The sequence below is a fragment of the Candidatus Phaeomarinobacter ectocarpi genome (assembly GCF_000689395.1).
Taxonomy (GTDB): domain Bacteria; phylum Pseudomonadota; class Alphaproteobacteria; order CGMCC-115125; family CGMCC-115125; genus Pyruvatibacter; species Pyruvatibacter ectocarpi.
On sequence record NZ_HG966617.1, the window covers coordinates 3,063,165 to 3,089,987 of the forward strand.

The following is a 26,823-nucleotide window of genomic DNA, read 5'->3' on the forward strand; positions in this document are numbered from 1 at the left end:
GGAGGAAGCCTCACTTGCCCTCTAGTTGAAGTTCTGAACCAGTTCCGGGCTGGCGAGACGCCGCCCGTTGTCCCACCCCAGCCAGCCGATCTGCGTGCCGTGGGGATGGGAGTCAGCCAGGACGCGCGCATCACACGTCCCATCACCGCGCCACAGGGCCAATGCGACATGCATGGGCTTGTTGTTTGTTTCAGGTTCAAGCCGCAGCCACGCAACGGGCGCATCCAGTGTCGCTGCCTCACCTGCCTTCACAATGGCTGCATACGCCCGGTCCTGAACGTGCGTGGGCATGTACTGCCACATCACCGAATGCAGCACGCATCTCGCCTGACCGGGTACTACGGATGCACCCAGCACATCTTCAAGCCACGCATCGGCCGACGCATTCTCGACGACCGGCTTCACCTCCTGCGCAATGGCAATCGCCGCATCCAGCCGGGCGAGACGCTCAGGCATGTCCGTCCAGATGTAAGACCGCACCTTGAGGGCATTGTCCGAATTGAGAATATCAATCGGCGCCGCATCACACGCCCGCCGGGCCGCGATCGTCAAAGGCGCGTCCACCGGCGGCGTTAATGGCAGTGTCCAATCCGGCGTCATGCGGCAGTCGGACGTGTCATCCCCCCATGTGGCCGCCCCAAAGGTGTAGTGAAACCGGTCAAGCCCCTGCAGCAACCCGGCGCTGGCGCCCAGTTCAAATGTGGCGACCGGCATCTGCACCAGTCGGGCGAGTTCCAGCAGTCCCGGAACCAGTGAGCCGGACCGGGCCACTTCGTTGGTCTGCGGCGGCTGGGTGACATAGTCCATGGTGAAGGCCGTGTGCGCGGCAAAAGCCTCAAGGACGTGTGTCCAGACGCCATCCGCCACACCATCGCCGCCACATGAGGGATAATGCCGGGCAAGCACCGGAACATCGCCGCTCAGAGCCAGCGCATGCGCGCAGCCCAAAAACCGCAACGGCAAAACATCTGTTGCCACATAGGCCGCCGTAGACCCTTCCCACCACGGCATGTAGGTCGCGACGATATCGTCTCCTGCTTCAAACGCATCCGCTGCCTGTTCAAGCAGGGCAGCTGAAAAAGGTGATCCAAGCAAATGGCAAAACTCGGCCTGCTTGCGAAAACCAACTGCGAAAGCTTCAAGACGATCACTCATGCGACGCTCCGTTATGAACCCTGCGAATTGAGGGCGGGCGAACGGTGCGGGCTAACCCTGCCGCAAGGGAAGTCCATTGACGCAAGGCTGATATCCGTCAGTCCGGCTTGCCAGCATCCTCAACTGGGTTGGTGAAAGGGGCAAAAACCGGCGTTTGCGCAACTTCCTGAAACTGTGTGAGCGCCCAGCGCACGCTTGGAAAAGCCAACTCGTCCCAGGGGATGTCTTCCTTGCGGAACAAAGCCACCTCCAGACTTTCCTCACCTACATCAATGTCAGGAGATAGCAGGGTTGCTTTGTACATCAGCTGCACCTGAGAGATATGCGCCAGGGAATAGACCGCCAGCAGCGCATCAATGCGAATGTCCGCACACGCTTCTTCGAGCGCTTCGCGCCGGGCGCCCGCATCAGTCGTTTCCCCGTTCTCCAGATAGCCCGCCGGCAGCGTCCAGAACCCCTTGCGTGGCTCAATGGCACGACGGCACATCAAATACCGCACGTCACCATCTTCCGCGCAGTGCCACGTAACAACAGACCCCACAACAATCTTGGGATTTGTGTAGTGGATGTACCCGCAGTCATTGCACACGTGCCGCGCATGGGTATCACCATCGGGAACCCTCAACGTGAATGCGTGTTTGTCATCTATCGACCGCGGCAACAAAGCCGCATTACGTTCCGCATCCGACACAACAGGCTGCGCGGGATCAGGAGTCTTGCTTGATTTGGTCATTGTAGAATTGGCACTCCGCATGCGGATTGTTGCAAGGCGTCGCGGCTACGCATTGCAGCCCGGCTGAAACCGTAAAACTAGATCATGGTGCGGATTGAGCCAGCGCAAAACTGCATGCAATTTGGCATCGAATTACGCCCATGCTCTTGCGTCCCATTCTGAATGGTGCACTGTTAGCGTGTTGGAAAACTTTGTGCGGTCTAACGCACCAACTTGCTCTGCGCTCAACGTCACCAAATTACGCGACGCAAAATGGACGCAAAGACAAAATACGTATGTACCCGGACGACATTTGAAATACCCGTGCCACGCCGCCCCGATCCCCGATCGCAAGCCCCATTGAAGGCAAGCAGTCCGAGGCGGAAATATTCCCAAGGCGCGGACCCGGCAAACCGAAGACAAAGGAAGCAAGCACCATGGCCAAGAAGCTAGACCTCGAACAATCCCCCGGACATCTGCTCCGCCGCGCCACGCAGTTCGCGCAGGACCTCTTCACCAAGGAAGTTGGCGCCGGCGGTCTGACCGCGCGTCAGTTTGCTGTGCTCGTGACTGTCGAACGCGATGAAGGCCTGAGCCAGACCGATCTGGTGAAACAGACCGGCATCGACCGCTCGACCCTCGCAGACATGATCAGCCGCATGATTTCCCGCGGACTTCTGCAGCGCAAGCGCACCAAGACGGACCGTCGCGCAAACTCCGTGAACCTCACAGCAGCCGGCCGCCGCGCCCTGAACGCCACAATGCCTCAGGCCGTGCGCGCTGAAAAAATGGTGATGGATGCCCTGAGCCCCAAGCAGCGTGAAAACCTGTTTGAAATCCTCGGCGTCATCGCAAATCTCGGCAACGACGCCATGGAAGCCGTGAGTGCTGCAACGGGTCGCAAGCCTGCCGCCAAGAAGAAGGCCGCAGCTAAAAAGAAACCTGCCGCAAAGAAGAAGGCAGCACCCAAGCGCAAGGCAGCCGCCAAGAAAACGACGGCCAAAAAGAAAACAGCCGCCAAAAAGAAGGCTGCTCCCAAGCGTAAGACAGCAGCCAAGAAGAAGACAGCAGCAAAACGCCGCTAGTCAGCCGGTCTGGCCTGAGCCGGACTTAAATTTGAATATCAAGATTGGTGCCGGGGCGCGAGTTGCGTGTCCCAGCATTTTGCTGCGCGTCCCTTAGGGGCGCTTCGCGGGCAAATTCACGTGCCAAATCACGTGCCAAGTCGTTTGTCCGCGCATCTGCCGCATCACGCCGCTCATCGGCTCGCTTGTCGTCATCATTGCGCGTTTCAAACCGCGCCTGCTCCGCCTTGCGGGCTTCTGCTGAAATTTCCACCTGAACCGCATTGCTGCTGCCCCGCGCCGCCAGTTTTTCCACCGGCGGAGGCGCATAGGCGCGCACATTTTTGGGCGCAGCATAGGTCTGCGCCTGTGCGGCAATCAGCGATGAGGTGATGGGCAAAGCCATAAAAGCGCGCAAATCCTCGAAAGAAGGAAAAAACGGTCCTACCGGTTTAGGCCGTCCAGGGTTGCCGCAAAGTTAATCTGAAAGCTCAGATACGGGGGTTCTGGCGGATTCGAGCTCCGGCAGGATCACGTTTTCGATATCCGCCGGCGCAATCGGGCCCACATATTTGAAGCGGATGATCCCGTTGCCATCAACGATGAAGGTCTCCGGCACCCCATAGACGCCCCAATCAATGGCCGTGCGCCCGGTTCTGTCCGCCCCCACCGCCTGAAACGGGTTGCCCAGCGTGCCCAGGAACCGCCGGGCATTCTGAGGCGCATCCTTGTAGTTCAGCCCCACAAGCCGCACGTCGTCGCGTTCGGCCAGCTGCATCAACACCGGATGCTCGACCCGGCACGGCCCGCACCACGAGGCCCACACATTCACGATGGTCGGTGCGCCGGTCTTGAGATCGTCGGAAGCAAGGCCGGGCATGTTCTGCAGGCCGTCCACCGGCGGCATCACAAAGTCAGGAACCGGCTTGTCCTTGAGTGCCGTGGGGATTTCGCTGGGGTCTCCCCAGAACAGCGCCAGATAGAGCAAGGCGGCAAGGGCTGCAAAAACCGCAACGGGTACAAGCGCCCCATAGCGACGCCCTGCAGGCGCATCCTCGCTCATGACGCTTGCTCGCTCATGACCCGGGCCTGTCTGCCTGCGCTTCAAGCAGGGCGACGCGCGCCTTCACCGCACGGTGCGCCTGCGCGCTCCACACAATCAGGCCAACAACCACAAGTGCCGTCACCCCGTAAGCGGGCCACACAAAACTTCCATACCCACCCATGGCGAGAAAATCAGCCATCACGCACCTCCCGCCTGCGCCTGCTGCATTTCAAGCGCAGCCGCCCGGCGTTGCATGATTTCCGTCCGCGTGCGCACCAAAGTGAGCACGATGAACAATAGCGTAAAGCCAACCGCCATCACCAGCAGCGGCGTCAGGATGGACGAATGAATGGCCGGACCGTCGAGCCGGGCAACAGATGCGGGTTGATGCAACGTGTTCCACCAGTCGACCGAAAACCGGATGACCGGCAGATTGACCGCGCCGGCAAGACAAAAGACCGATGTCGCCCGCGCCGCGCGGCCAAAGTCCTCAATCACTTCCCACAGGGCCATGTAGCCCAGATAGATGAAAAACAGCACCAGCACAGACGTCAGCCGCGCGTCCCACACCCAGTAGGCCCCCCACATGGGCTTGCCCCACAGGGAGCCCGTGACCAGCGCCAGAAACGTGAACGCAGCCCCCAGCGGGGCCATCGCCTTGGCAGAGGCAAAGGCCAGCGGATGCCGCCAGATCAGCCCAACCGCACAGGCAAGCGCCATGGAGGCATAGCCTGCGGACGCCAGCCACGCTGACGGCACATGCACATACATCATGCGCACGGTCTCTCCCTGCTGATAGTCCGGGGGCGACGCAATCAGCGCCAGATACAGCCCGACACTCAGCGTCAGCGCCGTGGCGGCAATGGCCCACGGCAAAACTGCGCCGGAAAGCGCCATGAAGCGCGCCGGATTTGCAAACCGCTGTATGGATTTAGCCATATGATTTTTTATCCCCGCCACGCATCCGCAGCAAGAAAAGCTCCCTGCGGCGAAATAGCGTTTTCGTGAGGGGTGCGGACCAAAGTCATGACACCGAAATCCGCAACGCCGCCGCAGCCGCAAAGGGCGCCAGCGCCAGGGAGGCCAGCGAGAAAGCCCCCAGAAACAGCATGGGTGTTCCCATCAGGTCGCCGGTGCCCGCCGCCGCGCCGAAAATCAGCGCCGGGACATACAGCGGCAGCACAATCAGGGACAGCACAAGTCCGCCCCGGCGCACGCCCACCGTGAGGGCAGCGCCAAGGGCACCAATAAAACTCAGCGACGGGGTCCCCACCAGCAGGCTCACAAGGAGGGGCAGCAGAATGTCGGTATCCAGATTGACCAGAAACGCGACCGCCGGCATCGCAATGATCAGCGGCACGGTGTTGGTGATCCAGTGCGCCAGACACTTGGCAAGCACCTGCGCTTCCACCGGCAGCGGTGACATCAAGAACAGGTCCAGCGACCCGTCCTCGAAGTCCGCCTGAAACAGCCGGTCCAGCGACAACAAGGTTGCCAGCAGCACCGCCACCCACAAAACGCCCGGCCCGATGCGCGACAGGAGATCCAGATCAGCGCCCACACCAAACGGCACCATGGTCACGACGATGATGAAAAAGCCAAGCCCCACAAACGGTCCACCGCCCAGCCTTCCAGCGAGCTTGATGTCGCGCGCCACCAGCGCCCAGAACGCGCTCATGACCCCATCCCCAGTTCACCGATATTGAGTTCGCCCATTTTGAGTTCAGTGGCGTCAATGCCCAGGCCCCGATGGGTTGCCGCCAGCACTACACCGCCAAGGGACAGGTGCTCGGCGAGCAGCTCGTCCAGCAACCCGCGCCCGGCATCGTCCAGCGCGCTGTCAGGCTCATCCATCAACCAGATCGGCCGTGCGCTATCGCCACCCAAAAAGCAGGAGAACCGCGCCAGCGTCAGCCGCCGCCGCTGCCCGGCCGACAGAACGCCTGCCGTCAGGTCAGGAATATGCCCAAGCCCGAACCGCGTGAGGGCCGTATGCAAATCGCCGGTACCGCCAAAAAGCGCGACCCAGAACCGCAGATTTTCCATGACACTCATCTGCGGCTTCAGCGCGTCCAGATGCCCCAGATACAGCATCTCGTCGTCATGACTGATTTCGCCGTCTTCTTCCTCAAGAAGCCCCGCCAGAATGCGCAACAGGCTCGACTTTCCGGTGCCGTTTGGACCGGTGATCACCAGCGCTTCGCCGCGCCCAAGCGAAAAGGACACGTCTTCAAACAGAAGACGCGCTCCACGCTGGCAGGCCAGATCGATCACTTGAAGACATGTAGTCATATGCGGTCGTAGCTCTCAACTATTTGCCAAGTCCGGTTATGAAATCGCGACATACCGCGTTCCAAGCATAAATGAGGGAGTTTCTAACCTGGCAAGTTTTTGGGCAGCTTGAGAAATGTCTTCGGCGTTTCACGGCCAGCCCGCTTGTAGAAATAGGCCCAGAACGCCGTCGCCACGGCAATACCAAGAATGGCAAAAAGAAAAATGCGATGTTCGACGGAGACAACCTCTGGCAAATCAAGGTCGTAAAAAAGAGCAAGTCCCAAATGAATCACGGCTAAAGACAGCAAGCCACCAAAATGAACTAGACACACCGTGAGGAAAACAAACGTCGTAACCCAGTTTGCCCACACGATGACCATGGTTGGGAGCATGTACATGATTCCCAATCCAGCTAGCCATACGACGACCGTTGCAAACGCCACCTGCGGCGCAGACAGTCCAATCTCAAACGCCAGCCAAAATCCAATTCCGATACTTGGCAGAAAAACGGGCAGTGCCAGCATCACGAACCGGTCCAGCATCGAAAAGTCACGGCGCACGTACAACGCACGCTGACCGCTCCCCAATGCCACCATGATAAGAAATCGGTCAGATGTCTTCAAAGTTTCCCCCGCGCCCCTTGCCCGCCGCAAAGCGCGCGGCGCCTTCGCGGGTGGCACCGGATGCCAGCGTCACCCGGCCAAGGCGGAACTCGTTGGCCATGGCCTGATCGTAGGGCATGTCCCACTGCATGTATGCGGACATTCTGTCGCCGCGCATACAGCCCTGGGGGAATTTCGCCAGCTGCTGCGCAATCTTGATGGCTTCCGCCCGTGCCTCACCTTCCGGCACCACGCGATTTGCCAACCCAAGCTGCAGGGCCTCCTTCGCATCCACCGGACGGCCCGTCAAAATCAAATCCATGGCCCGGCCATGACCGATGATGCGCGGCAGCCGCACCGTACCGCCGTCAATGAGCGGCACGCCCCAGCGCCTGCAGAAAACACCAAAGATCGCGCTCTCGCTTGCCACCCGCATGTCCGCCCAGCAGGCCAGCTCAAGCCCGCCGGCCACCGCATGACCTTCGACGGCGGCAATCACCGGCTTTGACAGCAACATGCGCGACGGCCCCATGGGTCCGTCATCTGCCAGCGGGTCGGCCACAATGCCGGTTTTGGGGAATACGCCCTGGTTGGCGCGCGATGTATCTCCGCCTGCCACCGCCTTGAGGTCAGCGCCTGCGCAGAACGTGCCGCGTGCACCGGTAAACACTGCCGCACTGGCATCTTCATCGCGCTCAAAGGCCAGAAACGCGTCCACCAGCGCATCTGCCGTTGGCCGGTCAACGGCGTTGCGCGCCTGCGGTCGGTCGATGGTGATAATTGTGACGGGTCCGTCTTTTTCAACGATGACAGGCTGGGTTGCGGTGTCGGCTGGTCCGGATTCGGTCATTTAGTGTGTTTCTCCCGTGCTTTAGCGCACTCAAACGGCCTAGTTGCTCTAGGCGCGCATACCTGTTCGGAGTATAAAGCGCCCGCACACTCCCGCACGCCCAGAATGCGCGAACTCGTTTGCGCCGCCTGAGGGTCACAACCCCGGTGCCAGAAAAAAACAAAACCGCGCGCGGATCACTGTCTTTTTCGCGCTGATGCATGCCCCGACATCGCATGCGTTTGCGCTCAAGGACGCTGTCCTAAAATTGCCTGATGAGGAGGATCTCTCTTGGCACCTGCAAAGAAAAAAGCAGCAAAAAAATCGGCGACCCCAGCCAAAACCCCAAAAGGCGTGGCACCGGTCTCTCTCGACAGCTTCAAATGCCGCAAGACCCTCAAGGTCGGCAATAAGAGCTATGAATATTTCTCGCTGAAAGACGCTGAGAAAAACGGCCTCAAGAACATCACGCGCCTGCCCTACTCGTTGAAGGTGCTGCTGGAAAACCTCCTGCGCTACGAAGACGGCCGCTCCGTCAAGAAAGCCGACATCGAAGCGATGGCCAAGTGGCTGACGCGCCGCAAGTCGAGCAAGGAAATCGCGTTCCGCCCGGCCCGCGTTCTGATGCAGGACTTCACCGGCGTGCCCGGCGTGGTTGACCTCGCCGCCATGCGCGACGCCATGGCTGCCGCAGGCGGTAACCCGGACAAGATCAACCCACTGGCCCCTGTTGATCTGGTGATTGACCACTCTGTGATGGTTGACCACTTCGGCGGCAAGGATTCGTTCAAGAAGAACGTGAACGTTGAATATGAGCGCAACGGCGAACGTTACGAGTTCCTGCGCTGGGGCTCTGAAGCCTTCAACAACCTCCGCGTTGTTCCTCCTGGAACCGGCATCTGCCACCAGGTGAACCTGGAATATCTGGCCCAGACCGTCTGGACCAAGAAGGAAAAGCGCGCAGCAGCGGGCGGCAAGACCAAGACCGTTGAAGTTGCCTATCCTGACAGCCTCGTCGGCACAGACAGCCACACCACCATGGTCAATGGTCTGTCCGTTCTGGGGTGGGGCGTTGGCGGCATCGAAGCTGAAGCAGCCATGCTCGGCCAGCCGATCTCCATGCTGATCCCTGAAGTCATCGGCATGAAGCTCACCGGCAAGATGGCCGAAGGCATCACCGCCACTGACCTCGTGCTGACTGTCACCGAAATGCTCCGCGCCCGTGGCGTGGTTGGCAAGTTCGTTGAGTTCTATGGCCCGGGCCTGGATCACCTGTCTCTCGAAGATCAGGCGACGCTCTCCAACATGGCACCGGAATATGGCGCCACGTGCGGCTTCTTCCCGATTGACGCCGAAACACTCCGCTACCTCAAGGCCACAGGCCGCAAGAAGGCCCGCGTGGACCTTGTTGAAGCCTACGCCAAGAAGCAGGGCATGTTCCGCACGTCCAAGTCGGAAGACCCGATCTTCACAGACAGCCTACACCTTGATCTCAGCAGTGTGGTCCCAAGCCTTGCAGGTCCAAAGCGCCCGCAGGACCGCGTGGCTCTCTCCGACATTGCAGACAGCTTTGCTGGCTCGATGGTCAACGAGTTCAAGAAGGCAGATGACGGCTTCCAGCGCGCCAAGGTTGACGGCACCGATTACACGATCGGTCACGGCGACGTTGTGATTGCAGCCATCACGTCATGCACCAACACCTCCAACCCCTCTGTGCTCATGGCCGCCGGCCTCGTCGCGCAGAAGGCCAACAAGCTGGGTCTCAAGACCAAGCCATGGGTGAAGCCGTCACTGGCTCCGGGCTCACAGGTCGTGACGGAATATTTGAAGGACGCCGGTCTCCAGAAGGAACTCGACAAGCTCGGCTTCAATCTGGTCGGTTACGGTTGCACAACCTGCATCGGTAACTCCGGTCCACTGCCCGCGCCAATCTCCAAGGCCATTCACGAGGCTGACCTGGTTGCGACGTCTGTTCTGTCAGGCAACCGTAACTTCGAAGGCCGCGTGTCTCCGGATGTGCGCGCCAACTACCTGGCCTCACCGCCGCTGGTTGTCGCCTACGCGCTGGCCGGTTCCGTCAATGTGAACCTCACAAAGGAACCCATTGGTCAGGACAAGAAGGGCAATGATGTCTATCTCAAGGACATCTGGCCGACCTCTCTCGAGATTGCCGAAGCTGTGCGCAAGTCCGTGACCCAGAAGATGTTCCGCGAACGCTATGCGGACGTGTTCAAGGGCGACCCGCAGTGGCGCAAGATCAAGGTCACCGGTGGCAAGACCTACAACTGGAACAAGAAGAGCACCTACGTGCAGAACCCGCCTTACTTTGAAGGCATGACGGCCGACCCCGCAGCGGTCGAGCCGATCAAGGATGCCCGCATCCTGGGCCTGTTCGGTGACTCGATCACCACCGACCACATCTCTCCCGCCGGCTCCATCAAGGCGGACAGCCCGGCTGGTGACTACCTCAAGGCCAACAAGGTCAAGCCTGCTGACTTCAACTCCTACGGCTCGCGCCGAGGCAACCACGAAGTCATGATGCGCGGCACCTTTGCCAACATCCGCATCAAGAACCAGATGGTTCCCGGTGTTGAAGGCGGCGTGACGGTCCACTATCCGTCAGGCGATGGCATGCCGATCTACGACGCGGCCATGAAGTACGCCGAGTCAGGCAACAAGCTTGTGGTCTTCGGTGGCAAGGAATACGGCACCGGCTCATCCCGTGACTGGGCGGCCAAGGGCACCAAGCTCCTGGGCGTTGAAGCTGTGATCGTGGAAAGCTTCGAGCGTATCCACCGGTCCAACCTCGTCGGCATGGGCGTTCTGCCCCTGCAGTTCGAAGATGGCATGAGCTGGAGCAAGCTGGGTTTGAACGGCTCTGAAACCGTGACGATCACCGGCAACGAAAAGGGCATCAAGCCCCGCATGACGCTCACCCTTGAGATCACCGATACCAAGGGCGCGACCAAGAAAGTACCGGTGCTGTGCCGCATCGATACCGCAGATGAAGTCGATTACTACGAAAACGGCGGCATCCTGCACTTCGTGCTTCGGAACCTGATGGCGTCGTAAGACACCACCAGCACCGATAAGAAAGCCCGGAAGCCACTACGGTTTCCGGGCTTTTTTGTGCCTGATCACCTGAAAAACAGCGGTTTTTCGCCGTGATCACGCAGCCCCTCACACTCTCTTGAGTGGATCATGAGCCGGCAAATCCCTAGGTTGATCCTTAGGGAGCCCCACCCTCCAACGCGAAGAGACTGCAATGACCGCCCTGCCACAGATCACCTCACGCGCCTCTATGCGCATTGCTGCACCCGCGTTGCTGGCTGCCGCCATGCTGATGCCCGCATCCGCCCAGGCGCGGCCTGCTGTCGTGGAACTCTTCACAAGTCAGGGCTGCTCCTCCTGCCCCCCGGCTGACGCGCTGATCAACGAAGTCGCCCCCCGCGACGACGTCATCGCGCTGACCTACAACATTACCTATTGGGACTATCTGGGCTGGCGCGACACCCTGGGCCGCGAAGAACACACGCAGCGCCAGGAAGCCTATGCGCAGCACTTCATGGACCGGAAATATACGCCGCAGCTGATCATCGACGGCGAGACCCATATGCCCGGCAGCCGCCAGCAGGCGTCCCGCAAAGCCATCAATGATCAGGTGGACAGCGTCGAAGGCGCAGGGGCCCTCGTCACCACCCCGACAGATGATGGATTTGCCGTCACAGCCGATGCCACGGCGGGGTCCCAGACAGCCGCCGTCTGGCTCGTCCAGTACGATGTCGCCCATGAAGTGATGATCACCCGCGGCGAAAACGCCGGTGAGACCATTACCTACTCAAACGTGGTGCGGGATATCATCCGCCTGGACGACTGGGACACGTCAAAGCCGCTGAGCATCGATCTCGCCAAGGACATGCTGATGGAAGGCGACCATGACGGCTGCGCCATCATCGTGCAGCAGGCCGGTGAGTACGGCGTCGGCAAGGTCCTCACAGCCGCCCGCATCGACATGGCCCTGATGAACTAATACCGTCCCAATTCTCGCCTTCTTCAAATGGAATCTCGGCATTCCACCTGGCAGCAGACATTGGTTTGGCAAGATGAAAAACGTTTACATACTTTGGCACACGCATGTCTTTGATGATGGGAGCGAAGATGACAAGCAATGCGGGGTGTATTCATCGAGAGAGGCAGCAGAAGCAGCAAAGACGCGTCTACTGCTGCAGCCAGGTTTCAAAGACCACCCAGATGGCTTTATGATCGACACTCCGGAGATCGACAAGGATCAATGGACCGAAGGCTTCATAACAGTGCTGCATGGCGACGAATAGCCAGCTGCGCTTCTCTATTGCACTTCGTTCGCGCTTTCCACAGCTTCCAGATCGACCTCAGCACCTTCCACAGGCTTGGCTTCTGTCAGCGTCTCGAATGACCGCGTCAAATCCGCCCCGCGAGGTGTCGGCAGCGCAAAGGCATAGGGCGCAAAGCCCGCCGCAAGCCGGGCTGCTTCCTGCACCACGGCCTCATCCGCATCGTCAACAGCGCGCGCATCAAGCACCGCATAGTAGCTGCCGCCCTGCTTTTCAGCCTGCACGGTGACCTGCAACCCGTCATCCGTGTGATAGACCGACGACACGGGCGCTTCGAGGGTTATGTTGGCCTGCGGCAAAACATCCGTGAACTGAAGACCGACCAGACCATTGCCGATGCCATCAATCGCATAGTCCGTCACCACCTGAAGATCATCAGGCAGATCATCCAGCTGGTAGGCCGGCTTGCTGGCGCCGTCCCCGTCCGCCAGTGACACCGTGTAAGACGGGCCTTCCTGCGGCAGCACATCCACCCGCGTGACACGGCCGGACGCCAGATCAACCACACGCGTGTCGAGCCAGGGGACCTGCTTTTGTTCAAGATTGAAGGACCCGCGGGCCACATAGGACTGATCTTCATCGGGACGCCGCACATAAATCGTGCCGGTCCCATCAATGTCAGCGGAGCCTTCCAGCTTGCCTACAATGAGGGACGCCAGTTCCTCGCCCGCATTGTCAAAGACCGAAACACGCACGCCGGTTCCCTTGTCGGCAGGGTCGGTCAGGTTGATGTGCTTGTGCCAGTCCGGCAGCGCCGTGCGCGCTTCGACCAGTTCCAGATCAGCCAGACCCACCACCGTCCGCTTCACAAGGTCGGCCCGCGCGGGATGATTGTCTTTTTCAACCAGGCGCCATGTGTCACCGGTGTCCCCGTCACGCACCACCGTCACCGCCGTCAGTCGATTGACGATCTCGATACGCGCCGCATCGTTCACCTGTTCACTGAGATCAGGAAACATCAGCCGGGTTTCAAAGTCCGAGGTCAGCGCCCGCCGCTGCATAGAGACCGCAAAGATAGCCAGCGCCACGAGCAGCACCGTCACCACACCAAGCATGGTCAGCGTGCGTGCCTGTCCGCCGCGCAAAAGCACATCCCTCATGACGCAGCTCCCGTGTTTGTATCAGCACTCATCACAGAGCGACCCGCCGCCTGCGCCCGCGTTGCGCGTTTACGCCGGCGTGTCCAGCTCAGCACCAGCCAGACGGCCCCGACGAGCAGCGGCACCAGCGCCATATTGAGGAACGCAATCCGTGCACCCAGCGCATCAACGTCCCGGCGCAGGTCCCCCTGCACATCACGCAACGCCCGGCGACCTTCGGCCAGCTCGCGTTGAAGCGACGCCATTTCAGCTTCCTGTGCATCCGTCAGCAGTGCCGCAGCACCGGCCCCTTCGGGCAACTCGGCGCGCAGGGCAGCAAGGCGCGCTTCTGTTTCATCAATGCGGGTCTGCAGGCGGGTTTCTTCTGCCAGGAACTTTTCTTCCGCATCACGGCGAATGTCTTCCACCACCGTGAACGGCCTGTCAGCCGGTTCTCGGGCCCGCAATGAAATCAGGTCGTTGGACCCCATGAGGTTCTCAACGGCATTGACCACAAAGGACGCGTTGTCCGCCGTCGGCACCGCGATGCGGTCGCCCAGGAAGTTTTGAACCTGTACCCAGAACCGGTCATCAAAGATGTCGCTGTCCGCAAAGATCACGATGTTGGCGTCATCGATGCTTTCAACCAGATGCTTGGAGGACTTGAGCGCAGTGGGCACTTCTTCTTCATCGTCCGCCAGAGGGCGTCCATCGGGAAAGGCTGTCTTCACAGGACCGGAGATGCGCGCAGCAATCGTGAAGCGTTCACCCGCAGGCTCAAAGGCCCGCAGCAGATCATCCGGCGACGGCGCGGACTTGACCCGTTCCAGATCAAGGATCATCGCTTCAGGAGACGACTGCACAATCGGTGTAAAGATTGTCGTCGCGTCCGCTGTTGGTTCAAGAATACCCGCAGACCCCGTATGCAGCGCATCAAGCGGGGCGGTGATCGGGTCATCGCTGGCAAAGTCTTCCGGCAAGAGGCGCTGCCACAGAACATAGTCCGTCAACTGACGCCGCTGCCGCGCACCGGCGGCAACGCGTTGTGCGCGCAGTTTGTCTGCCAGCACTTCGTTGGGGTTCATTTCAACGCCCCAGCTTTTCATCAGCTCGGGCATGTTGGAGGCTTCCGTATAGCCTTGCACCGGCTTGCCGGCGGGGCCTGCGGTAAGGCTCACTTCAGAGTGCGGATCAAGAAACGCAATCACCCTCCCGCCACGCATGACGAACTGGTCAATGGCGTAGAGCGTCTGTGGATCCATCGGTTTGGGGTGCACCAGCGCCAGTACCTTGATCTCATTGGCAATGCGATCGAAGTCCTGCTCGAGGAAGTCCACCGTGAAGGAGTTCTTCAGCTCTTGATAGATCATGAAGGGTTCCGAGCGCCCTTCCATGGCCAGCAGCAAACCGCCCGCCCCCGTATCAAGCGGCAGGTTGGACACAACACCCAGCAACGGCTTTTCGGGGTTGGCGAGCGAGAAGATCAGCCGCGCCAGATCATATTCCAGATAGGTCGCCCGCTCCGGTGACAGGAAGCCGATGACTTCGCGGCCATCAACCGTGTTGGTGCCGACGACACCCAGAAACACCTTGTCGCCTGTGCGCAGGGGTACGCCTGTGAGCCCGGCATCCGTTGCCTGATCTTCTTCAATCGAGAACGACTGCGGATTGATTTCTTCCACCCGCACATTGCCATTGGAGGCCGAAGAAATTTCCTGCAGCAGATCCCGCACCCGCTGGGCATGGGCCCGCAGCGCCGGGATCTCCGTCACAACGTCTTCGGAATAATAAAACCGCAGCGTGATCGGTTCGCGCAGACCGTTGACCATATTGCGCGTGCCGTCGGCCAGGGTGAACAGACTGCGGTCCGTCAGGTCCAGCCGGGCATTCTGAAAGCCCACGGTCGAGAAGGTGTTGAGGGCCACAAACGCAATCGTGCTCAGAACCAGAATGCTGGTCGCAAACACGGCACGGCTGAAAACGGGTCTGACTTTTTTCTGGATCATGGCCGTTACCCCGCCCGCTTCAGGTCAATGACAATGCCCGTCGCCACCAGCCATACAGCGATGAGGGAGGCGAAATAGACAAGGTCACGAAGGTCGATCACACCATCCATGATGGCATCGAAGTGGGTGACAAAGCTGAACGACGCAATGGTATTAAGCACCGCCTGCGGCACCCAGCCCGCAAAGAAGTCCAGCACCAGCGGCAGGCCCGACAGCGTGAACAGGAAACACACCACCACCGACAGCACAAACGCAATCACCTGATTGGTTGTGACCGCCGACATGCACGAACCAATGGCGAGATAGCCACCGGCCATCAGCAGGCTGCCGATATAACTTGCAAAAATCACCCCGTTGTCCGGCTCACCCAGATAGTTGACCGTGATCCAGATCGGGAACGTCAAAAACAGCGCAATGGCAGCAAAGGCCCAGGCGGCAAGATACTTGCCGACAACGCTCGCCCAGAACGGTGCAGGCAATGTCAGCAGCAGTTCCATCGTGCCGGACTTGCGCTCCTCCGCCCACATCCGCATGGAAATGGCCGGGATCAAAAACAGATAGAGCCATGGGTGGAACCCGAAGAAGCCACGCAGCGATGCTTCGCCTGCTTCGTACCATTGGCCCAGATAGAATGTGAAAGCCCCGATCGCCAGCAGAAAAATGACGATGAAGACATACGCCAGCGGTGTCACAAAAAACGACCCCAGCTCGCGTTTGAAGATCGCATACATCTGCCTCATGCGCTGATCTCCCCGCGATCGACCGTATTGTGCGCAACCGTGTCCGGCTTGCTGCCGTCCGGCGCGTCTGAATGCGTCAGCATACGGAAGACTTCATCAAGCCTGCCTTTTTCAGCGTAAAGCGCCTTTACCTGCCAGCCCTTGTCTTGTGCCAGCACGGCAACCTGTTCAGCCAACGGTGCGCTTGTGTCATCCGTGCGCGGGGCTGCAAACACTGTGAATGTGCTCAAAGGTCCGGCGCTTTCAGAACGCTCGACACTTGATGTCCCCGGCAAAGACCGCAGGGCAGCCTCAGCCGCCCCCGCATCATCCGGTGTCGAGAACTGCGCCGTCATCGTCACCGCATCCTGCCAGCGTGACCGGCCCATCAGCTGCGCCGGTGTGCCGTCTGCAACAATGCGTCCGCGGTCAATGATCAGCGCGCGGTCACACACCGCTTCAACTTCTTCAAGAATATGCGTCGAGATGATGATCGCCTTGTCCTGCGCCATTTCCTGGATCAGCAGCCGAACCTGATGCTTCTGGTTTGGATCCAGACCATCCGTCGGCTCGTCCATGATCAGGACGTCCGGGTCATGCAAGATCGCCTGCGCCAGACCAACCCGGCGCTTGAAGCCCTTGGAGAGGGTTTCAATCGGCTGATCCAGAACCGGTGCCAGCGTCGTGCGCTCAACAGCAAGGCCAACAGCATTGGCAGCATCTGCACCGCGCAACCCACGGATCTCGGCAATGAACCGCAAAAAGTCGATCGGCGTCATTTCGCCATAGGCAGGCGCGCCTTCGGGCAGATAGCCCATCAGCCGCTGCGCCGACATCGGATCGGTTTCCACATCATGACCGCACACCCGCACATCCCCCGCCGTCATGGCGAGGAAGCCGGTGATCATTTTCATGCTGGTGGACTTGCCCGCACCATTGGGGCCGAGAAAACCAAGCACCTGCCCCTTGGGGACATCGAAGCTCACATTGTCGACCGCCACAAACGGCCCAAACCGCTTGGTCAGGCCGCTGATCTCGATCATCGGAGCTGAAGAATCCGAACCGCTCATAGTCTCTCCCGGATGCGCGCGGATACAATTGCCCACGCGGCCTTTTTGGTTCCTTCGTGCATAGAAATCTGCGCGACAAGGCGCAAGTGACTTTTCGGAAAGAATTATGCCCAAACCGTGACGTGCGGCCCTGCATATACAGGCAATCCGGCCACATGTCTTGAACATGAGCCCGGCTTGGACCGACAGAGAATAGAGCTGGGGAGAAAAGGCGGGCCGGGCGAAGCGCACCTTCATGTGAGAAGGGTCTTCACGCACCATCCACGAGGCTCGTAAGCCTGGGGGGATGGGGACGGGATGGTGGGAAGACGAGAAAGTCCGCCTCCACCCGGCACCGCAAAAGGGGCCCCCGCAAGGGCCCATACGTTGGATACGCGGGTCATGCGGGGGGTCGCGGAAGCGGGCCTTGAACGGCTGCCCCGACGGGGGCTGGGGGGCTTGGGGGGTGCCGGAGAAACCGTTAACCCAAGGCCGCCTTGCGACAGAATGAATATGGGTACGGTTTGGGGCGCACCAACGGCTGAATTGGGGCCATTTTGTGAATTCGGATCACAGGATCGAGAGCCTGAAAAATCCCGAGCCTGAGCCGAAAATGGTTAACGCCGCAGCTTCTATAAGGCCCGCCGCCCCGGCGCGCGCCAAGCCCCTTGCACCCGCGCGCCATGAGGGAAACAATGGCGGTAATGAGCGAACCAACACACCTTACTGTTGTATCCACACAGCAGCCTCAGTCATCCCGCCAGTCTGGCCGCCAATCCGGTCACAAGTCCAACGCACCCAAATCCGTTTTCTGGGACCGTCGGGAGCTGGACGCCATCCTCAACATCTATGGCAGGCGTGTCGCCGCCGGCGACTGGCGCGACTACGCCATGAGCGGCCTCAAGGACTGTGCGGTATTCAACGTGTATCGCCGGGCCAGCGAAATGCCCCTCTACCGCATCGAGAAACGCCCCAAACTGCGCAACAAGCAGGGTGCCTATTCCGTCATTTCTGCCTCCGGTATGATCCTCAAGCGCGGCCATGAGCTCAAACAGGTCCTCAAGGTCCTGGAGCCAAAGCAGCTGTCGCTGGTCACCGACCTCTAGCCCCTACCGTTTTTTCGGTCGCAACAGCACGCCCAGCGCAATCGGCGCAATCAGCGTCGTCGCAATGGCCATCAGCACCAGAGCCGACGGCATGGCGGCAACCACTCGGTCAGTTGCGCCCACGGCAAACAGCCCGTGCTCCACGGCAATGGAGATCACCACAAGTTCCACCGCCCCGCGTGAACTCATGCCCATGCCAATGGCGGAGGCTTCCCGCGTGGTGAACCCCATAAGCCGCGCCGGCACACCAGCCCCAATGAGCTTGCCTGCAATCGCCAGAGCAACAAGGGCCGCCAGAAACATGGGCGCATGCACAACCGCCGTCAGATCCACCGCAAGCCCGATGGAGGCAAAGAACACCGGCCCCAGAAATCCGGCTGTAATGCCGCCGGTCATGATTTTCATGCCTGCATAGGGTCGCGTACCAACGCGCGCCGGTTCAAAGAAGAGCCCGGCCATGAACACGCCGATAATCCAGTGCATGCCAAAGACTTCCGCCAGCACGCCATAGCCAAGGGCAACGGCCATGAGAATGGCGAACTCGGCGGATGCGATCTGCAGCACATGCAGACGCCGCGAAATCCGCGGATAGACATGCGCGCCCAGAAGTCCCGTCACCACAAAGAACGCCGCAGCCTTGGCGAGCATCAAAACGAACTCGAGAATGCTCGGCACTTCGCCGGTGGCAATCAGCGCCGTAATCACCGCCAGCAGGACCAGACCGATCACATCATCAAAGATTGCGGCTGCCACCATGGTCTGTCCGAGGCGCGTGGACAAAAGCCCCATTTCAGCCAGCACCCGCACGGTGGTAGGGATTGCTGTGATCGCCAGCGCCACGCCCACGAAGGCCGCCTGTACCGCCCGCATCTCCGTCTCCGGCAAAAACACCCAGGCAAGCCATGTGCCCGCTGCAAGAGGTACGACTGCGCCGCCGACAGCCACGAGAAACGAAGTGGTGCTGTTCGCGGCGATCTGCGTCGGCTTCATGTCGATGCCTGCAGACAGCAACAAAAAGAAGATGCCCGCTTCCGCCACCAGCTGGATCAACTCTGAGTCCAGATGCACAACGCGGGAAATGTCAGCAGCAAGTCCGCCGAACGCCCCAAGCAATGCCAGCGTCAGGCCGATCAGCAGCCCGGCGAGGAGCTCCCCCACAGCAGCCGGTTGCCCCACCCGTTCAGCCCCTTCACCGAACAGGCGCGCTACCACAAAGACCACAAAGAGACCCGCAAGCGCTTCCATACCCAATGCAGTACGAAAAACCCCCGGGCGCTGTAAAGCGTCCGGGGGTTTGTATCTTTACCTGTGCCGTCAGGCGCTGTGCGCAGACGCTACTCGCGGTTGCCGAACAGCTGCAGCAGCATGATGAAGAGGTTGATGAAGTCGAGATACAGACGCAGCGCACCCATGATCGACTTGCGACCGGATACCGTGCCGTCATCATTGACGTCATACATCTCTTTGATCTGCTGCGTGTCGTAGGCGGTAAGGCCGGCAAACACGAGCACACCAATCACTGAGATCGCGAACTGCAGGGCAGACGAGCCCACAAAGATGTTCACGACGGAGGCAATGATGATGCCGATCAGGCCCATGAACAGGAACGATCCCCAGCCGGAGATGTCCTTCTTGGTAGTGTAGCCCCACAGGCTCAGCGCACCGAAGGATGCTGCCGTGATCAGGAATACCTGGAAGATGCTGCCGCCCGTATAGACCAGGAAGATCGACGACAAGGACAGGCCCATCAGCGCCGCAAAGGTCCAGAACGAAAACTGTGCAGTCCCGACACTCATCTTGTGGACGCGGAAACTCAGGAAGAAGACCATGCCCAGCGGTGCCAGCATCACAACCCACTTGAGCGGGCTGTTGAACAGCAGATTGCCGAACGCTGAAAGCATCAGGCCTTCCGGGGTCTGGACCACAGCCATCGAGTAGGCGAGATACGCAATGACGCCTGTTATCGCCAAACCGCCGGCCATGTAGTTGTAAACGCCCAGCATGTAGCTGCGCAGGCCGGCATCAATATCGGCGCCGCGAGCTTGCGCGGGGCTACGGCCACGAAGGACTTCGCTGTCGTAGTCAGCCATGGTGTTTATGATCCTCTCAAGGTTGATCAATCGAAACGTCGATAAACGAAACTCTGGCACATAATATCGGCTGGAATTATGCCAGTTTCAAGGCGTTCTAAGGTGTCTCAAGAGGAAATTCGTTGAATATTCAAACACTTAAAATGGATGTGGTTACTTTGAACGCGTTTTTGCAGCGCGAATTCCCTCAATGGAACAGCGAAACCGGCTCACAGGTGATGGATGTCACCGCTGACGGGGTCATCTGCCGCCTGCCTTTCAACGATAGCCAGCTGCGGCCCGGTGGCACGGTGTCCGGCCCCACCATGATGGGTCTCGCCGACAGCGCCATGTATGCCGCGGTCCTGTCGCGCATCGGCCCGGTGGCCCTGGCCGTCACCACCAACCTCAACATCAACTTCATGCGCAAGCCCGAGCCCCGCGCCATTGTTGCCACCCGCCGCATCCTCAAACTCGGCAAGCGCCTCGCCATTGGCGATGTCTCCATCGTCAGCGAAGGCGATACGGATCTGGTGGCCCACGCAACCGTCACCTACTCGATCCCGCCGCAGCGTTGAATCCAGCCTCACCATCCCGCGTCTTTGGACTTGATCCGGAGCCTACTCGCAAACGACCAACCGCATGGCCAACAAGAGTGGACCCCGGATCAAGTCCGGGGCTGCGGTTGAGAGTGCCTGGCACTTTTGGACTTGGAAAAAGTGAGACGCCTACGGCGCCCGCGAATACCGCTCTGCCCCTTCGGACATGTCACCAGTGGCAGACAGGCCAAGCCGTTTGGCGAGAGCAATTGAGCGGCCATTGATCGGTTCCACAAACGCATCAATGCGCGTCACGTCCTGGTCAGCCAACCGCCAGTCGAGCGCAGCCTCGCACCCCTCCAGCATCAGACCCTGTCCCCAATAGTCCGGATGCAGATGATAGGCGATTTCAGCCGCCGGGCGCAGCGCGTTGAAGCCGACCATGCCCGCAAAAGCCTGCGCGGACCCCAGCAACATCGCCCAGCGATTGCCCCAGCCATCCGCCTGCGACTTCAGCCAGAACGCAATCAGCCGGTCTGCATCATCAAGAGACGTCATCGGCATCATGATGGGAATGCCGAACTGATCCAGCACCCGGCCCGAGTGCCGCACTACAGCAGGCTGCGACCACAGGGCCCGCACACCGTCGCGATGATCATCGCATAGAGGCGCGAGGGTCATCCGCTCTGTTTCAAGGACCGGAACCTCAAGCATGTCTATTCGGAACGCAGGATCGGCGCTGCCTTGCGGCTCAGGGCTGACCACGTGCCCACGAGGCCAAAGCCCATGGTGATGACCGTCGCCCCGATCACTGTGATGGCCAGCGTCACCGGCAGGAACGCCCACTCCGCCTGCATCACCTGCGTGATCACCAGATAGGCTGCCAGCGTCCCGGCACTCGCGGCAATCAGTGCCGTGCCGAAGCCAAGCAGCGCATACTCAAGCGCATAGGCGCCCAGCACCTTGGCCCGCGTGGCACCCAGCACCTTGAGGACGACTGAGTCATACACACGATGCCGATGACCGGCCGCCATGGCGCCCGCCAGCACAAGAATGCCGGCAATGATCGTCACGACGCTCGTTGCGCGCACTGCCAGCACAAGGTCTTCCAGCAAGGCGGACACGGAACTGATGGCTTCCTTGACGCGAATACTCGTCACATTGGGGAACGCATCCGTCACCTGCCGCTGAAGCTCAAGCTCACCGGCTTCATCCATTGTCACCGTGGACAAAATGGTCTGCGGTGCGTTGTCGAGCACGCCGGGTGAGAACACGAGAATGAAATTGATGCCGCCCGTCTGCCACGTCACTTCGCGCAGGGAGGCAATCTCGGCGGTGATCTCACGACCCAGCACATCAATGGTCAGCGTGTCGCCAATGCCAATGCCCCAGCCGTCTGCCAGATCCTTGACGAAAGACACCAGCGGCGGGCCCGCATAGTCTTCAGGCCACCACTCGCCTTCAAGAATGTCCGAGCCCGGCGGAAGGGCTGCAGAATAGGTAAAGCCGCGATCACCGCGCAGCGCCCAGCGCGAGTCCGGTGTCGCTTCCACGTCACCCGCACGCACATCATTCACCGCAACAATCGGCCCACGGATCATCGGCACACGATTGACGTCAGCAATGCCATCCGTCTGATCGAGAATGGTGTTGAACCCGTCGAGCTGACCCTTTTGCAGATCAAGGAAGAAGAACGACGGCGCCCGGTCCGGCAGCTGCGTTGAGACCTGCCGGGTGATGTTGCCATCAATCAGCGAGATCGTGACCAGCAGCGTCAGCCCGAGACCCAGCGACAGAACAACAGAGCCCGTAGGCGCGCCCGGCCGATAGAGATTGGCCAGCGCAATGCGCAACGACGGCATCTTCGGACGCCCGACGCGTTTGGCGACCCACATCATCAGGTCTGCGGTGAGCAGCAGCACACCAAAGGCTGCCGCCGTGCCCACCAGGAACCAGACAGCGAACAGCCGCTGATAATCTTCCGTCAGCGCCACGGCCAAGACCGCCAGCGTGGCAAGCGATCCAAGCGTCAGGAAAATGTAGAAGGGTCGCGGCCAGCGGCTGGCGGGCGCAACAATGTCCCGGAACAGTCCGGCAGCAGGAATGTCCCGCGCCCGCGCCAGCGGCCACACGGCAAATGCAATGGCAGTGACAATGCCGTAGATCGCAGCCAGCACCAGCGGGCCCGTATGAACCGCAAACTCCGTTGGCACCGGTAGCAATTCTGCCAGTGACGCTTGGGCAATCATCGGCACCATGGCCCCGATCCCAAGCCCGATGGCCACACCCACCAGAGCAATCGCCATCACTTGCAGGAAATAGATCTGGAAGATCAGCCCCCCCGGCGCGCCAAGACATTTGAAGGTCGCAATCACTTCGCGCTTCTTGTCGATGTAACTCTTGATGGCGTTACCAACGCCAACACCACCAACGATCAGCGCCGTCAGGCCAACCAGCGTCAGGAACAACGCCACCTGCCCGACCGTGCGCCGAATACCCGGTGCAGAGTTTGAGCGGTCGCGGATGCGCCAGCCGGACTCCGGCAGCGCTTCCTTGGTCTCTTCCACAAAGGCTGCGACCGCCTCATTGGTCTGTTCAGCAGCAGGTAACCGCAGCCGGTACTCGTAATCCACAAGGCTACCGATGGTCACAAGACCCGTTTCAGCCAGCGCCTCGTCGGAAATCATCACTCGTGGCCCAATGGCAAAACCACCCGCGACACGATCAGGTTCATTGTCAATCGCCGAGCGAATGACAAAGGTAAGATTGCCCACATTCAGCTCGTCGCCGGTCTCAAGACCAAGACGTTCCAGTAGCACCGGCTCAACCACCGCGCCGAAGGCCCCATCACTGCCGCGCGCCAACGCACTGTCCAGCGACTGGCCGGAGGCAAGCGTGACTTCGCCATACAGCGGATAGAAATCATCAACGGCCTTGAGCTCAACGAGTGTGCGCTCGGTGTTTTTCACCGCCCGGCCCATGGCCCGCATGTCCGCTGTCTTGGACAGGGCCCCGCCACGCTCCACTACTGCGTTCAGCCAGGCGCGTTCATCTGCGTTGGTTTCGCGATGGACGATCTCAAAGCCCACATCCCCGCCCAGAATGGTCTGGCCTTCTTCAGCCAGCCCACGCATCAGCGCTGACGACACCGAGCCGACGGACGCAATGGCCGCGACGCCAAGCGTCAGACAGGCCAGAAAAATCCGAAAGCCTTTCAGGCCACCGCGTAATTCGCGCGACGCAATCCTGAAGGGCAAAGGCAGCCTGCTGGAGCCGCCGCCACGAACGGAAGCCGCCAGGGCAGGAGATGTTTCAGCGATATCGCTCAAGAGGCCGCTCCTACAAGGAGATCAGATTTGTTGCGCGTGCCTTTGGCCGTCTTTTCAACAAGACCGTCGCGCAGATGCACAACGTCGTCGCACAGCTCTGCCAGATGCATGTCATGGGTAATCAGCACCAGTGTCGTATCGCGGCGCGAGTGCAGGTCAAACATCAGGTCAATAATCGCATCACCCGTCGTACCATCCAGATTACCGGTCGGCTCGTCCGCCAGCAAAATGGCCGGGTTGGGGGCCACGGCGCGGGCCAGAGCCACACGCTGCTGCTCACCACCGGACAGCTGGCCAGGGTAATGATCCAGCCGGTGCGCCAGCCCAACAGCCTTCAATTCTTCCGCTGCCACATCAAAAGCGTCTGCCCGCCCGGCAAATTCCAACGGGATCGCGACATTTTCCAGGGCCGTCATGGTTGGAACCAGGTGGAAAGACTGGAACACAATCCCCACATTATCCCGGCGGAACAGGGCCAGTTGGTCTTCGTTCATCGTGGTTAGTTCACGATTGGCCACCTTGATAGAGCCGGATGTGGGTTTTTCGAGCCCCGCCAGCACCATCAGGAGCGTGGATTTGCCGGATCCAGATGGTCCCACAAGGCCTGCAGCCTTGCCGGGTGATACATCCAGGCCGATACCGCGTAGAATATGCACCGGGCCCGCCGTGCTCGGCAGCGTCAGATGGACGTCACTAAGAGAGATGATCGGATCAGATATGGACTTGCCGGCAGAAGCATCGGTCACGCGGATTTTCCAGACATTGTTTGGCGGCGCCCGTCAAAACCCCTTAACAGGCCGCGCATCCTTGGCATATGGCAGTTTGAGGCAGTTATACAACCGCCGGTCAGATAAGAGTCGTACGCGCCCTCTGGCAAGCTGGATCATGGCGGCAGCGCTATTGGCGCTCCCTGGCATCCCGTATGCCGCCGCCCAGGAAGCTCAGGCGGCCCCTGCGGCAACCACCGATACAGCCGTTGAGTCCATTAAAGTCGTGGCGCTGGGCACAAGCCTGACCGCCGGATATGGCCTGGAGCAAGGCCAGGGCTTTGTGCCTCAACTGCAGTCAGCCCTTGATAAAGCAGGCATCAGCGTCCTGATTGAAAATGCCGGCGTCTCGGGAGATACGTCCGCCGGTGGTCTGGCGCGCCTCGACTGGTCTTTGAACGAGGATGTGGACGCTGTCATCGTGGAACTTGGCTCAAACGACGCTCTGCGTGGCTTTGAACCCCAGCAGACCCGTGAGAACCTCACAGCCATCCTCGAAGCCCTCAAGGCCCGCGGTCTGCCTGTGCTGCTGACCGGCATGCTGGCCCCGCCAAATCTGGGTGAGGAATATGGCGAGGAGTTCGCCTCGATCTATCCAGACCTTGCAGCGGAATACGACGTGTTGTTTTATCCCTTCTTCCTGGAAGGAGTGGCCGCCGAGGCATCGCTCAATCAGGCGGACGGCATTCATCCCAACCCGGATGGTGTGGCAGTGATTGTGGAGGCGATCACGCCCTATGCGGTTCAGCTTGTAGAACATGCCCGCAAGGACAATTCTTCCTGACCGACATCTAAGTTCCTGCGCGCTGCATCTGGGGAGAGGGCGCGCTTTCCACCACTGCACAGTTTTTCCGTGGCCGAACGCCGTTCGCGCCACGTCATCCACATTCGCTTTATCGAAAAGATCGCACCCAAGGAAGCAACGCATGGCTATGGACTATCGCCAACTCGGCACCACGGATCTCAAAGTCTCTTCAATCTGCCTGGGCACCATGACCTGGGGCGAGCAGAACACGGAAGCCGAAGGCCACGAGCAGATGGACTACGCGCTGGAGCGTGGCATCAATTTCTTCGACACCGCAGAAATGTACGCCGTGCCGCCCAAGCCCGAGACACAGGGCTCGACAGAAACCATCATCGGCACCTGGTTCAAGGAACGCGGCAACCGCGACAAGGTCATTCTGGCCACCAAGGTGGCAGGCCGTGCGCCCTTCCACTGGCTGCGAGACAATACCGACGAAACAGACCACACCGCTGCCCAGATCGAAGAAGCCGTCAACAAGAGCCTCAAGCGTCTGCAGACGGATTATATCGACCTCTACCAGCTGCATTGGCCGGACCGTCCCATCAACCTGTTTGGTGGCCTGGGATACACCCATATCGACAAGCCCGGCACCCCGCTGGATGAAATCCTCGAAGCCCTCGACAAGATCGTGAAAGCCGGCAAGGTCCGCCATGTGGGTCTGTCCAACGAAACCCCATGGGGCACCATGAAGTTCCTTCAGTATGCTGAGGAACGCGGCTTGCCACGCATGCAGTCAATCCAGAATGCCTACAACCTGATCAACCGCACATTTGAACAGGGCGGCTCCGAGATTGCCCACCGCGAAAAAGTCGGCCTGCTGGCCTATTCACCGCTGGCCCAGGGCTACCTCACAGGCAAGTACCGCAATGGCGCCAACCCCAAGGGCTCGCGCAGGCAGCTCTTCAACCGCTTGCAGCGCTATGAAACACCGGCGGCCGATCGCGCCATGGAAAGCTACTTCAAGATCGCTGAAAAGCATGGCATCGACGCGTCCCAGATGGCCCTGCAATACGTGACGCTCAAGCCGTTCGTCACCTCCAACATCATTGGTGCGACGACCATGGAGCAGCTCAAGACCGACATCGACAGTGTGGATCTCGACATGAGCGAAGAACTACTGGCCGAGATCGAAGCAGCGCATCTCGAACAGCCCAACCCCTGCCCGTAAGGCTCACTGGATTGGCAAAGCTCTATCCGTGTCCCCGGGCTTGACCCGGGGCCTACTCGCAGACGTTTCACACCGCAGCGTAAGCGAGTGGACCCCGGGTCAAGCCCGGGGATACGGCAGGTGGGACACATAG

The 26,823-nt window shown here is 60.0% G+C and carries 27 protein-coding genes; 8 read left to right on the forward strand and 19 right to left on the reverse strand.

Annotation, left to right across the window (positions count from 1 at the left end; all coding sequences use genetic code 11):
• Nucleotides 1-21: 21 nt before the first annotated feature.
• The gene (locus tag BN1012_RS14575; RefSeq protein WP_052535408.1) at nucleotides 22-1,155 is read right to left on the reverse strand and encodes a DUF2332 domain-containing protein; all 1,134 of its coding nucleotides are present in this window, start codon (nucleotides 1,153-1,155) and stop codon (nucleotides 22-24) included.
• A gap of 97 nt (nucleotides 1,156-1,252) precedes the next feature.
• Nucleotides 1,253-1,888: an NUDIX hydrolase gene (locus tag BN1012_RS14580; protein WP_081826431.1), complete on the reverse strand. Its 636-nt coding sequence runs from the start codon at nucleotides 1,886-1,888 to the stop codon at nucleotides 1,253-1,255.
• A 416-nt stretch (nucleotides 1,889-2,304) separates the two neighbouring features.
• On the opposite strand from BN1012_RS14580, the gene BN1012_RS14585 reads away from it, so the two are divergent.
• Nucleotides 2,305-2,952 carry a MarR family winged helix-turn-helix transcriptional regulator gene (locus BN1012_RS14585; RefSeq protein ID WP_043950160.1) on the forward strand — a complete coding sequence of 216 codons (648 nt, stop codon included), beginning with the start codon at nucleotides 2,305-2,307 and terminating at the stop codon, nucleotides 2,950-2,952.
• A 25-nt stretch (nucleotides 2,953-2,977) separates the two neighbouring features.
• Here the strand turns inward: BN1012_RS14585 and BN1012_RS14590 are convergent, their stop codons facing one another.
• The 8 genes from BN1012_RS14590 to BN1012_RS14620 all read right to left on the reverse strand — a co-directional run bounded on the left by BN1012_RS14590 (nucleotide 2,978) and on the right by BN1012_RS14620 (nucleotide 7,702).
• Nucleotides 2,978-3,337 carry a hypothetical protein gene (locus BN1012_RS14590; RefSeq protein WP_043950161.1) on the reverse strand — a complete coding sequence of 120 codons (360 nt, stop codon included), beginning with the start codon at nucleotides 3,335-3,337 and terminating at the stop codon, nucleotides 2,978-2,980.
• 72 nt (nucleotides 3,338-3,409) lie between these two features.
• Complete coding sequence (locus BN1012_RS14595; RefSeq protein WP_043950162.1) at nucleotides 3,410-3,994, reverse strand: DsbE family thiol:disulfide interchange protein; 585 nt, start codon at nucleotides 3,992-3,994, stop codon at nucleotides 3,410-3,412.
• 13 nt (nucleotides 3,995-4,007) lie between these two features.
• Nucleotides 4,008-4,175: a heme exporter protein CcmD gene (ccmD, locus tag BN1012_RS17265; protein ID WP_063958506.1), complete on the reverse strand. Its 168-nt coding sequence runs from the start codon at nucleotides 4,173-4,175 to the stop codon at nucleotides 4,008-4,010.
• On the reverse strand, nucleotides 4,175-4,915 hold the full coding sequence (locus tag BN1012_RS14600) for a heme ABC transporter permease (protein ID WP_043950163.1): 741 nt from the start codon (nucleotides 4,913-4,915) through the stop codon (nucleotides 4,175-4,177). The genes ccmD and BN1012_RS14600 overlap by 1 nt, the downstream gene beginning before the upstream one ends.
• 85 nt (nucleotides 4,916-5,000) lie before the next feature.
• Complete coding sequence (gene ccmB / locus BN1012_RS14605; RefSeq protein ID WP_043950164.1) at nucleotides 5,001-5,654, reverse strand: heme exporter protein CcmB; 654 nt, start codon at nucleotides 5,652-5,654, stop codon at nucleotides 5,001-5,003.
• The gene (ccmA, locus tag BN1012_RS14610) at nucleotides 5,651-6,268 is read right to left on the reverse strand and encodes a heme ABC exporter ATP-binding protein CcmA (protein WP_043950165.1); all 618 of its coding nucleotides are present in this window, start codon (nucleotides 6,266-6,268) and stop codon (nucleotides 5,651-5,653) included. The genes ccmB and ccmA overlap by 4 nt, the downstream gene beginning before the upstream one ends.
• A gap of 83 nt (nucleotides 6,269-6,351) precedes the next feature.
• Nucleotides 6,352-6,873: a hypothetical protein gene (locus BN1012_RS14615; RefSeq protein ID WP_145973486.1), complete on the reverse strand. Its 522-nt coding sequence runs from the start codon at nucleotides 6,871-6,873 to the stop codon at nucleotides 6,352-6,354.
• A complete protein-coding gene (locus tag BN1012_RS14620) occupies nucleotides 6,860-7,702 on the reverse strand; it encodes a crotonase/enoyl-CoA hydratase family protein (RefSeq protein ID WP_043950167.1) in 843 nt (280 codons plus the stop codon). The genes BN1012_RS14615 and BN1012_RS14620 overlap by 14 nt, the downstream gene beginning before the upstream one ends.
• Nucleotides 7,703-8,035: 333 nt before the next feature.
• Here BN1012_RS14620 and acnA point away from each other — a divergent pair, with 333 nt between their 5' ends.
• The 3 genes from acnA (at nucleotide 8,036) to BN1012_RS14635 (ending at nucleotide 12,015) form a co-directional block, all read left to right on the forward strand.
• A complete protein-coding gene (acnA, locus tag BN1012_RS14625) occupies nucleotides 8,036-10,753 on the forward strand; it encodes an aconitate hydratase AcnA (RefSeq protein ID WP_043951163.1) in 2,718 nt (905 codons plus the stop codon).
• Nucleotides 10,754-10,946: 193 nt separating this feature from the next.
• The gene (locus BN1012_RS14630; RefSeq protein ID WP_052535412.1) at nucleotides 10,947-11,711 is read left to right on the forward strand and encodes a DUF1223 domain-containing protein; all 765 of its coding nucleotides are present in this window, start codon (nucleotides 10,947-10,949) and stop codon (nucleotides 11,709-11,711) included.
• Between the two features lie 73 nt (nucleotides 11,712-11,784).
• Nucleotides 11,785-12,015 (forward strand): DUF7336 domain-containing protein, encoded by a 231-nt coding sequence (locus tag BN1012_RS14635; RefSeq protein WP_043950168.1) that lies wholly within the window; start codon nucleotides 11,785-11,787, stop codon nucleotides 12,013-12,015.
• A gap of 14 nt (nucleotides 12,016-12,029) precedes the next feature.
• Here the strand turns inward: BN1012_RS14635 and BN1012_RS14640 are convergent, their stop codons facing one another.
• From BN1012_RS14640 to BN1012_RS14655, 4 genes are read right to left on the reverse strand one after another with little or no spacing between them, the layout of a single operon-like run.
• On the reverse strand, nucleotides 12,030-13,154 hold the full coding sequence (locus BN1012_RS14640; RefSeq protein WP_043950169.1) for a DUF4340 domain-containing protein: 1,125 nt from the start codon (nucleotides 13,152-13,154) through the stop codon (nucleotides 12,030-12,032).
• Nucleotides 13,151-15,139 carry a GldG family protein gene (locus tag BN1012_RS14645; protein WP_043950170.1) on the reverse strand — a complete coding sequence of 663 codons (1,989 nt, stop codon included), beginning with the start codon at nucleotides 15,137-15,139 and terminating at the stop codon, nucleotides 13,151-13,153. Before BN1012_RS14645 ends, BN1012_RS14640 begins: the two co-directional genes overlap by 4 nt.
• A gap of 5 nt (nucleotides 15,140-15,144) precedes the next feature.
• On the reverse strand, nucleotides 15,145-15,879 hold the full coding sequence (locus BN1012_RS14650) for an ABC transporter permease subunit (protein ID WP_043950171.1): 735 nt from the start codon (nucleotides 15,877-15,879) through the stop codon (nucleotides 15,145-15,147).
• Nucleotides 15,876-16,928: an ABC transporter ATP-binding protein gene (locus BN1012_RS14655; protein WP_244442909.1), complete on the reverse strand. Its 1,053-nt coding sequence runs from the start codon at nucleotides 16,926-16,928 to the stop codon at nucleotides 15,876-15,878. The genes BN1012_RS14650 and BN1012_RS14655 overlap by 4 nt, the downstream gene beginning before the upstream one ends.
• Before the next feature lie 683 nt (nucleotides 16,929-17,611).
• On the opposite strand from BN1012_RS14655, the gene BN1012_RS14660 reads away from it, so the two are divergent.
• The gene (locus BN1012_RS14660; RefSeq protein ID WP_122381373.1) at nucleotides 17,612-18,013 is read left to right on the forward strand and encodes a DUF2794 domain-containing protein; all 402 of its coding nucleotides are present in this window, start codon (nucleotides 17,612-17,614) and stop codon (nucleotides 18,011-18,013) included.
• A gap of 3 nt (nucleotides 18,014-18,016) precedes the next feature.
• On the opposite strand, the gene BN1012_RS14665 is transcribed toward BN1012_RS14660, so the two are convergent.
• Together BN1012_RS14665 and BN1012_RS14670 are read right to left on the reverse strand one after the other, a co-directional pair.
• Nucleotides 18,017-19,258, reverse strand: coding sequence for a cation:proton antiporter (locus BN1012_RS14665; protein WP_043950173.1), 1,242 nt, complete (start codon nucleotides 19,256-19,258; stop codon nucleotides 18,017-18,019).
• Between the two features lie 89 nt (nucleotides 19,259-19,347).
• A complete protein-coding gene (locus tag BN1012_RS14670; protein WP_043950174.1) occupies nucleotides 19,348-20,103 on the reverse strand; it encodes a Bax inhibitor-1/YccA family protein in 756 nt (251 codons plus the stop codon).
• A 218-nt stretch (nucleotides 20,104-20,321) separates the two neighbouring features.
• On the opposite strand from BN1012_RS14670, the gene BN1012_RS14675 reads away from it, so the two are divergent.
• Entirely contained in the window at nucleotides 20,322-20,660 is a 339-nt protein-coding gene (locus BN1012_RS14675) for a PaaI family thioesterase (protein ID WP_244442992.1), read from the forward strand.
• Nucleotides 20,661-20,810: 150 nt separating this feature from the next.
• Here the strand turns inward: BN1012_RS14675 and BN1012_RS14680 are convergent, their stop codons facing one another.
• The 3 genes from BN1012_RS14680 to BN1012_RS14690 are packed head-to-tail and all read right to left on the reverse strand — an operon-like array spanning nucleotide 20,811 to nucleotide 24,696.
• A complete protein-coding gene (locus BN1012_RS14680; RefSeq protein ID WP_043950176.1) occupies nucleotides 20,811-21,335 on the reverse strand; it encodes a GNAT family N-acetyltransferase in 525 nt (174 codons plus the stop codon).
• A 2-nt stretch (nucleotides 21,336-21,337) separates the two neighbouring features.
• Nucleotides 21,338-23,950, reverse strand: coding sequence for an ABC transporter permease (locus BN1012_RS14685; RefSeq protein WP_244442910.1), 2,613 nt, complete (start codon nucleotides 23,948-23,950; stop codon nucleotides 21,338-21,340).
• A complete protein-coding gene (locus tag BN1012_RS14690; RefSeq protein ID WP_244442911.1) occupies nucleotides 23,947-24,696 on the reverse strand; it encodes an ABC transporter ATP-binding protein in 750 nt (249 codons plus the stop codon). Before BN1012_RS14690 ends, BN1012_RS14685 begins: the two co-directional genes overlap by 4 nt.
• Nucleotides 24,697-24,835: 139 nt before the next feature.
• Here BN1012_RS14690 and BN1012_RS14695 point away from each other — a divergent pair, with 139 nt between their 5' ends.
• Nucleotides 24,836-25,501: an arylesterase gene (locus BN1012_RS14695; protein WP_043950177.1), complete on the forward strand. Its 666-nt coding sequence runs from the start codon at nucleotides 24,836-24,838 to the stop codon at nucleotides 25,499-25,501.
• A gap of 148 nt (nucleotides 25,502-25,649) precedes the next feature.
• Nucleotides 25,650-26,690 (forward strand): NADP(H)-dependent aldo-keto reductase, encoded by a 1,041-nt coding sequence (locus BN1012_RS14700; RefSeq protein WP_043951168.1) that lies wholly within the window; start codon nucleotides 25,650-25,652, stop codon nucleotides 26,688-26,690.
• Nucleotides 26,691-26,823: the final 133 nt, after the last annotated feature.

What these genes read in the sequence shown, in the direction of transcription:
- BN1012_RS14650 (WP_043950171.1), bottom strand. Translation starts at nt 15,879, where the DNA reads ATGAGGCAGATGTATGCGATCTTCAAACGCGAGCTGGGGTCGTTTTTT.
- BN1012_RS14590 (WP_043950161.1), bottom strand. Translation starts at nt 3,337, where the DNA reads ATGGCTTTGCCCATCACCTCATCGCTGATTGCCGCACAGGCGCAGACC.
- BN1012_RS14695 (WP_043950177.1), top strand. Translation starts at nt 24,836, where the DNA reads ATGGCGGCAGCGCTATTGGCGCTCCCTGGCATCCCGTATGCCGCCGCC.
- BN1012_RS14665 (WP_043950173.1), bottom strand. Translation starts at nt 19,258, where the DNA reads ATGGAAGCGCTTGCGGGTCTCTTTGTGGTCTTTGTGGTAGCGCGCCTG.
- BN1012_RS14660 (WP_122381373.1), top strand. Translation starts at nt 17,612, where the DNA reads ATGAGCGAACCAACACACCTTACTGTTGTATCCACACAGCAGCCTCAG.
- BN1012_RS14640 (WP_043950169.1), bottom strand. Translation starts at nt 13,154, where the DNA reads ATGAGGGATGTGCTTTTGCGCGGCGGACAGGCACGCACGCTGACCATG.
- BN1012_RS14585 (WP_043950160.1), top strand. Translation starts at nt 2,305, where the DNA reads ATGGCCAAGAAGCTAGACCTCGAACAATCCCCCGGACATCTGCTCCGC.
- BN1012_RS14700 (WP_043951168.1), top strand. Translation starts at nt 25,650, where the DNA reads ATGGACTATCGCCAACTCGGCACCACGGATCTCAAAGTCTCTTCAATC.
- BN1012_RS14675 (WP_244442992.1), top strand. Translation starts at nt 20,322, where the DNA reads ATGGATGTCACCGCTGACGGGGTCATCTGCCGCCTGCCTTTCAACGAT.
- BN1012_RS14600 (WP_043950163.1), bottom strand. Translation starts at nt 4,915, where the DNA reads ATGGCTAAATCCATACAGCGGTTTGCAAATCCGGCGCGCTTCATGGCG.
- BN1012_RS14635 (WP_043950168.1), top strand. Translation starts at nt 11,785, where the DNA reads ATGAAAAACGTTTACATACTTTGGCACACGCATGTCTTTGATGATGGG.
- BN1012_RS14655 (WP_244442909.1), bottom strand. Translation starts at nt 16,928, where the DNA reads ATGAGCGGTTCGGATTCTTCAGCTCCGATGATCGAGATCAGCGGCCTG.
- BN1012_RS14680 (WP_043950176.1), bottom strand. Translation starts at nt 21,335, where the DNA reads ATGCTTGAGGTTCCGGTCCTTGAAACAGAGCGGATGACCCTCGCGCCT.
- ccmB (WP_043950164.1), bottom strand. Translation starts at nt 5,654, where the DNA reads ATGAGCGCGTTCTGGGCGCTGGTGGCGCGCGACATCAAGCTCGCTGGA.
- BN1012_RS14620 (WP_043950167.1), bottom strand. Translation starts at nt 7,702, where the DNA reads ATGACCGAATCCGGACCAGCCGACACCGCAACCCAGCCTGTCATCGTT.
- BN1012_RS14580 (WP_081826431.1), bottom strand. Translation starts at nt 1,888, where the DNA reads ATGACCAAATCAAGCAAGACTCCTGATCCCGCGCAGCCTGTTGTGTCG.
- BN1012_RS14645 (WP_043950170.1), bottom strand. Translation starts at nt 15,139, where the DNA reads ATGATCCAGAAAAAAGTCAGACCCGTTTTCAGCCGTGCCGTGTTTGCG.
- BN1012_RS14630 (WP_052535412.1), top strand. Translation starts at nt 10,947, where the DNA reads ATGACCGCCCTGCCACAGATCACCTCACGCGCCTCTATGCGCATTGCT.
- BN1012_RS14670 (WP_043950174.1), bottom strand. Translation starts at nt 20,103, where the DNA reads ATGGCTGACTACGACAGCGAAGTCCTTCGTGGCCGTAGCCCCGCGCAA.
- ccmD (WP_063958506.1), bottom strand. Translation starts at nt 4,175, where the DNA reads ATGGCTGATTTTCTCGCCATGGGTGGGTATGGAAGTTTTGTGTGGCCC.
- BN1012_RS14575 (WP_052535408.1), bottom strand. Translation starts at nt 1,155, where the DNA reads ATGAGTGATCGTCTTGAAGCTTTCGCAGTTGGTTTTCGCAAGCAGGCC.
- BN1012_RS14595 (WP_043950162.1), bottom strand. Translation starts at nt 3,994, where the DNA reads ATGAGCGAGGATGCGCCTGCAGGGCGTCGCTATGGGGCGCTTGTACCC.
- ccmA (WP_043950165.1), bottom strand. Translation starts at nt 6,268, where the DNA reads ATGACTACATGTCTTCAAGTGATCGATCTGGCCTGCCAGCGTGGAGCG.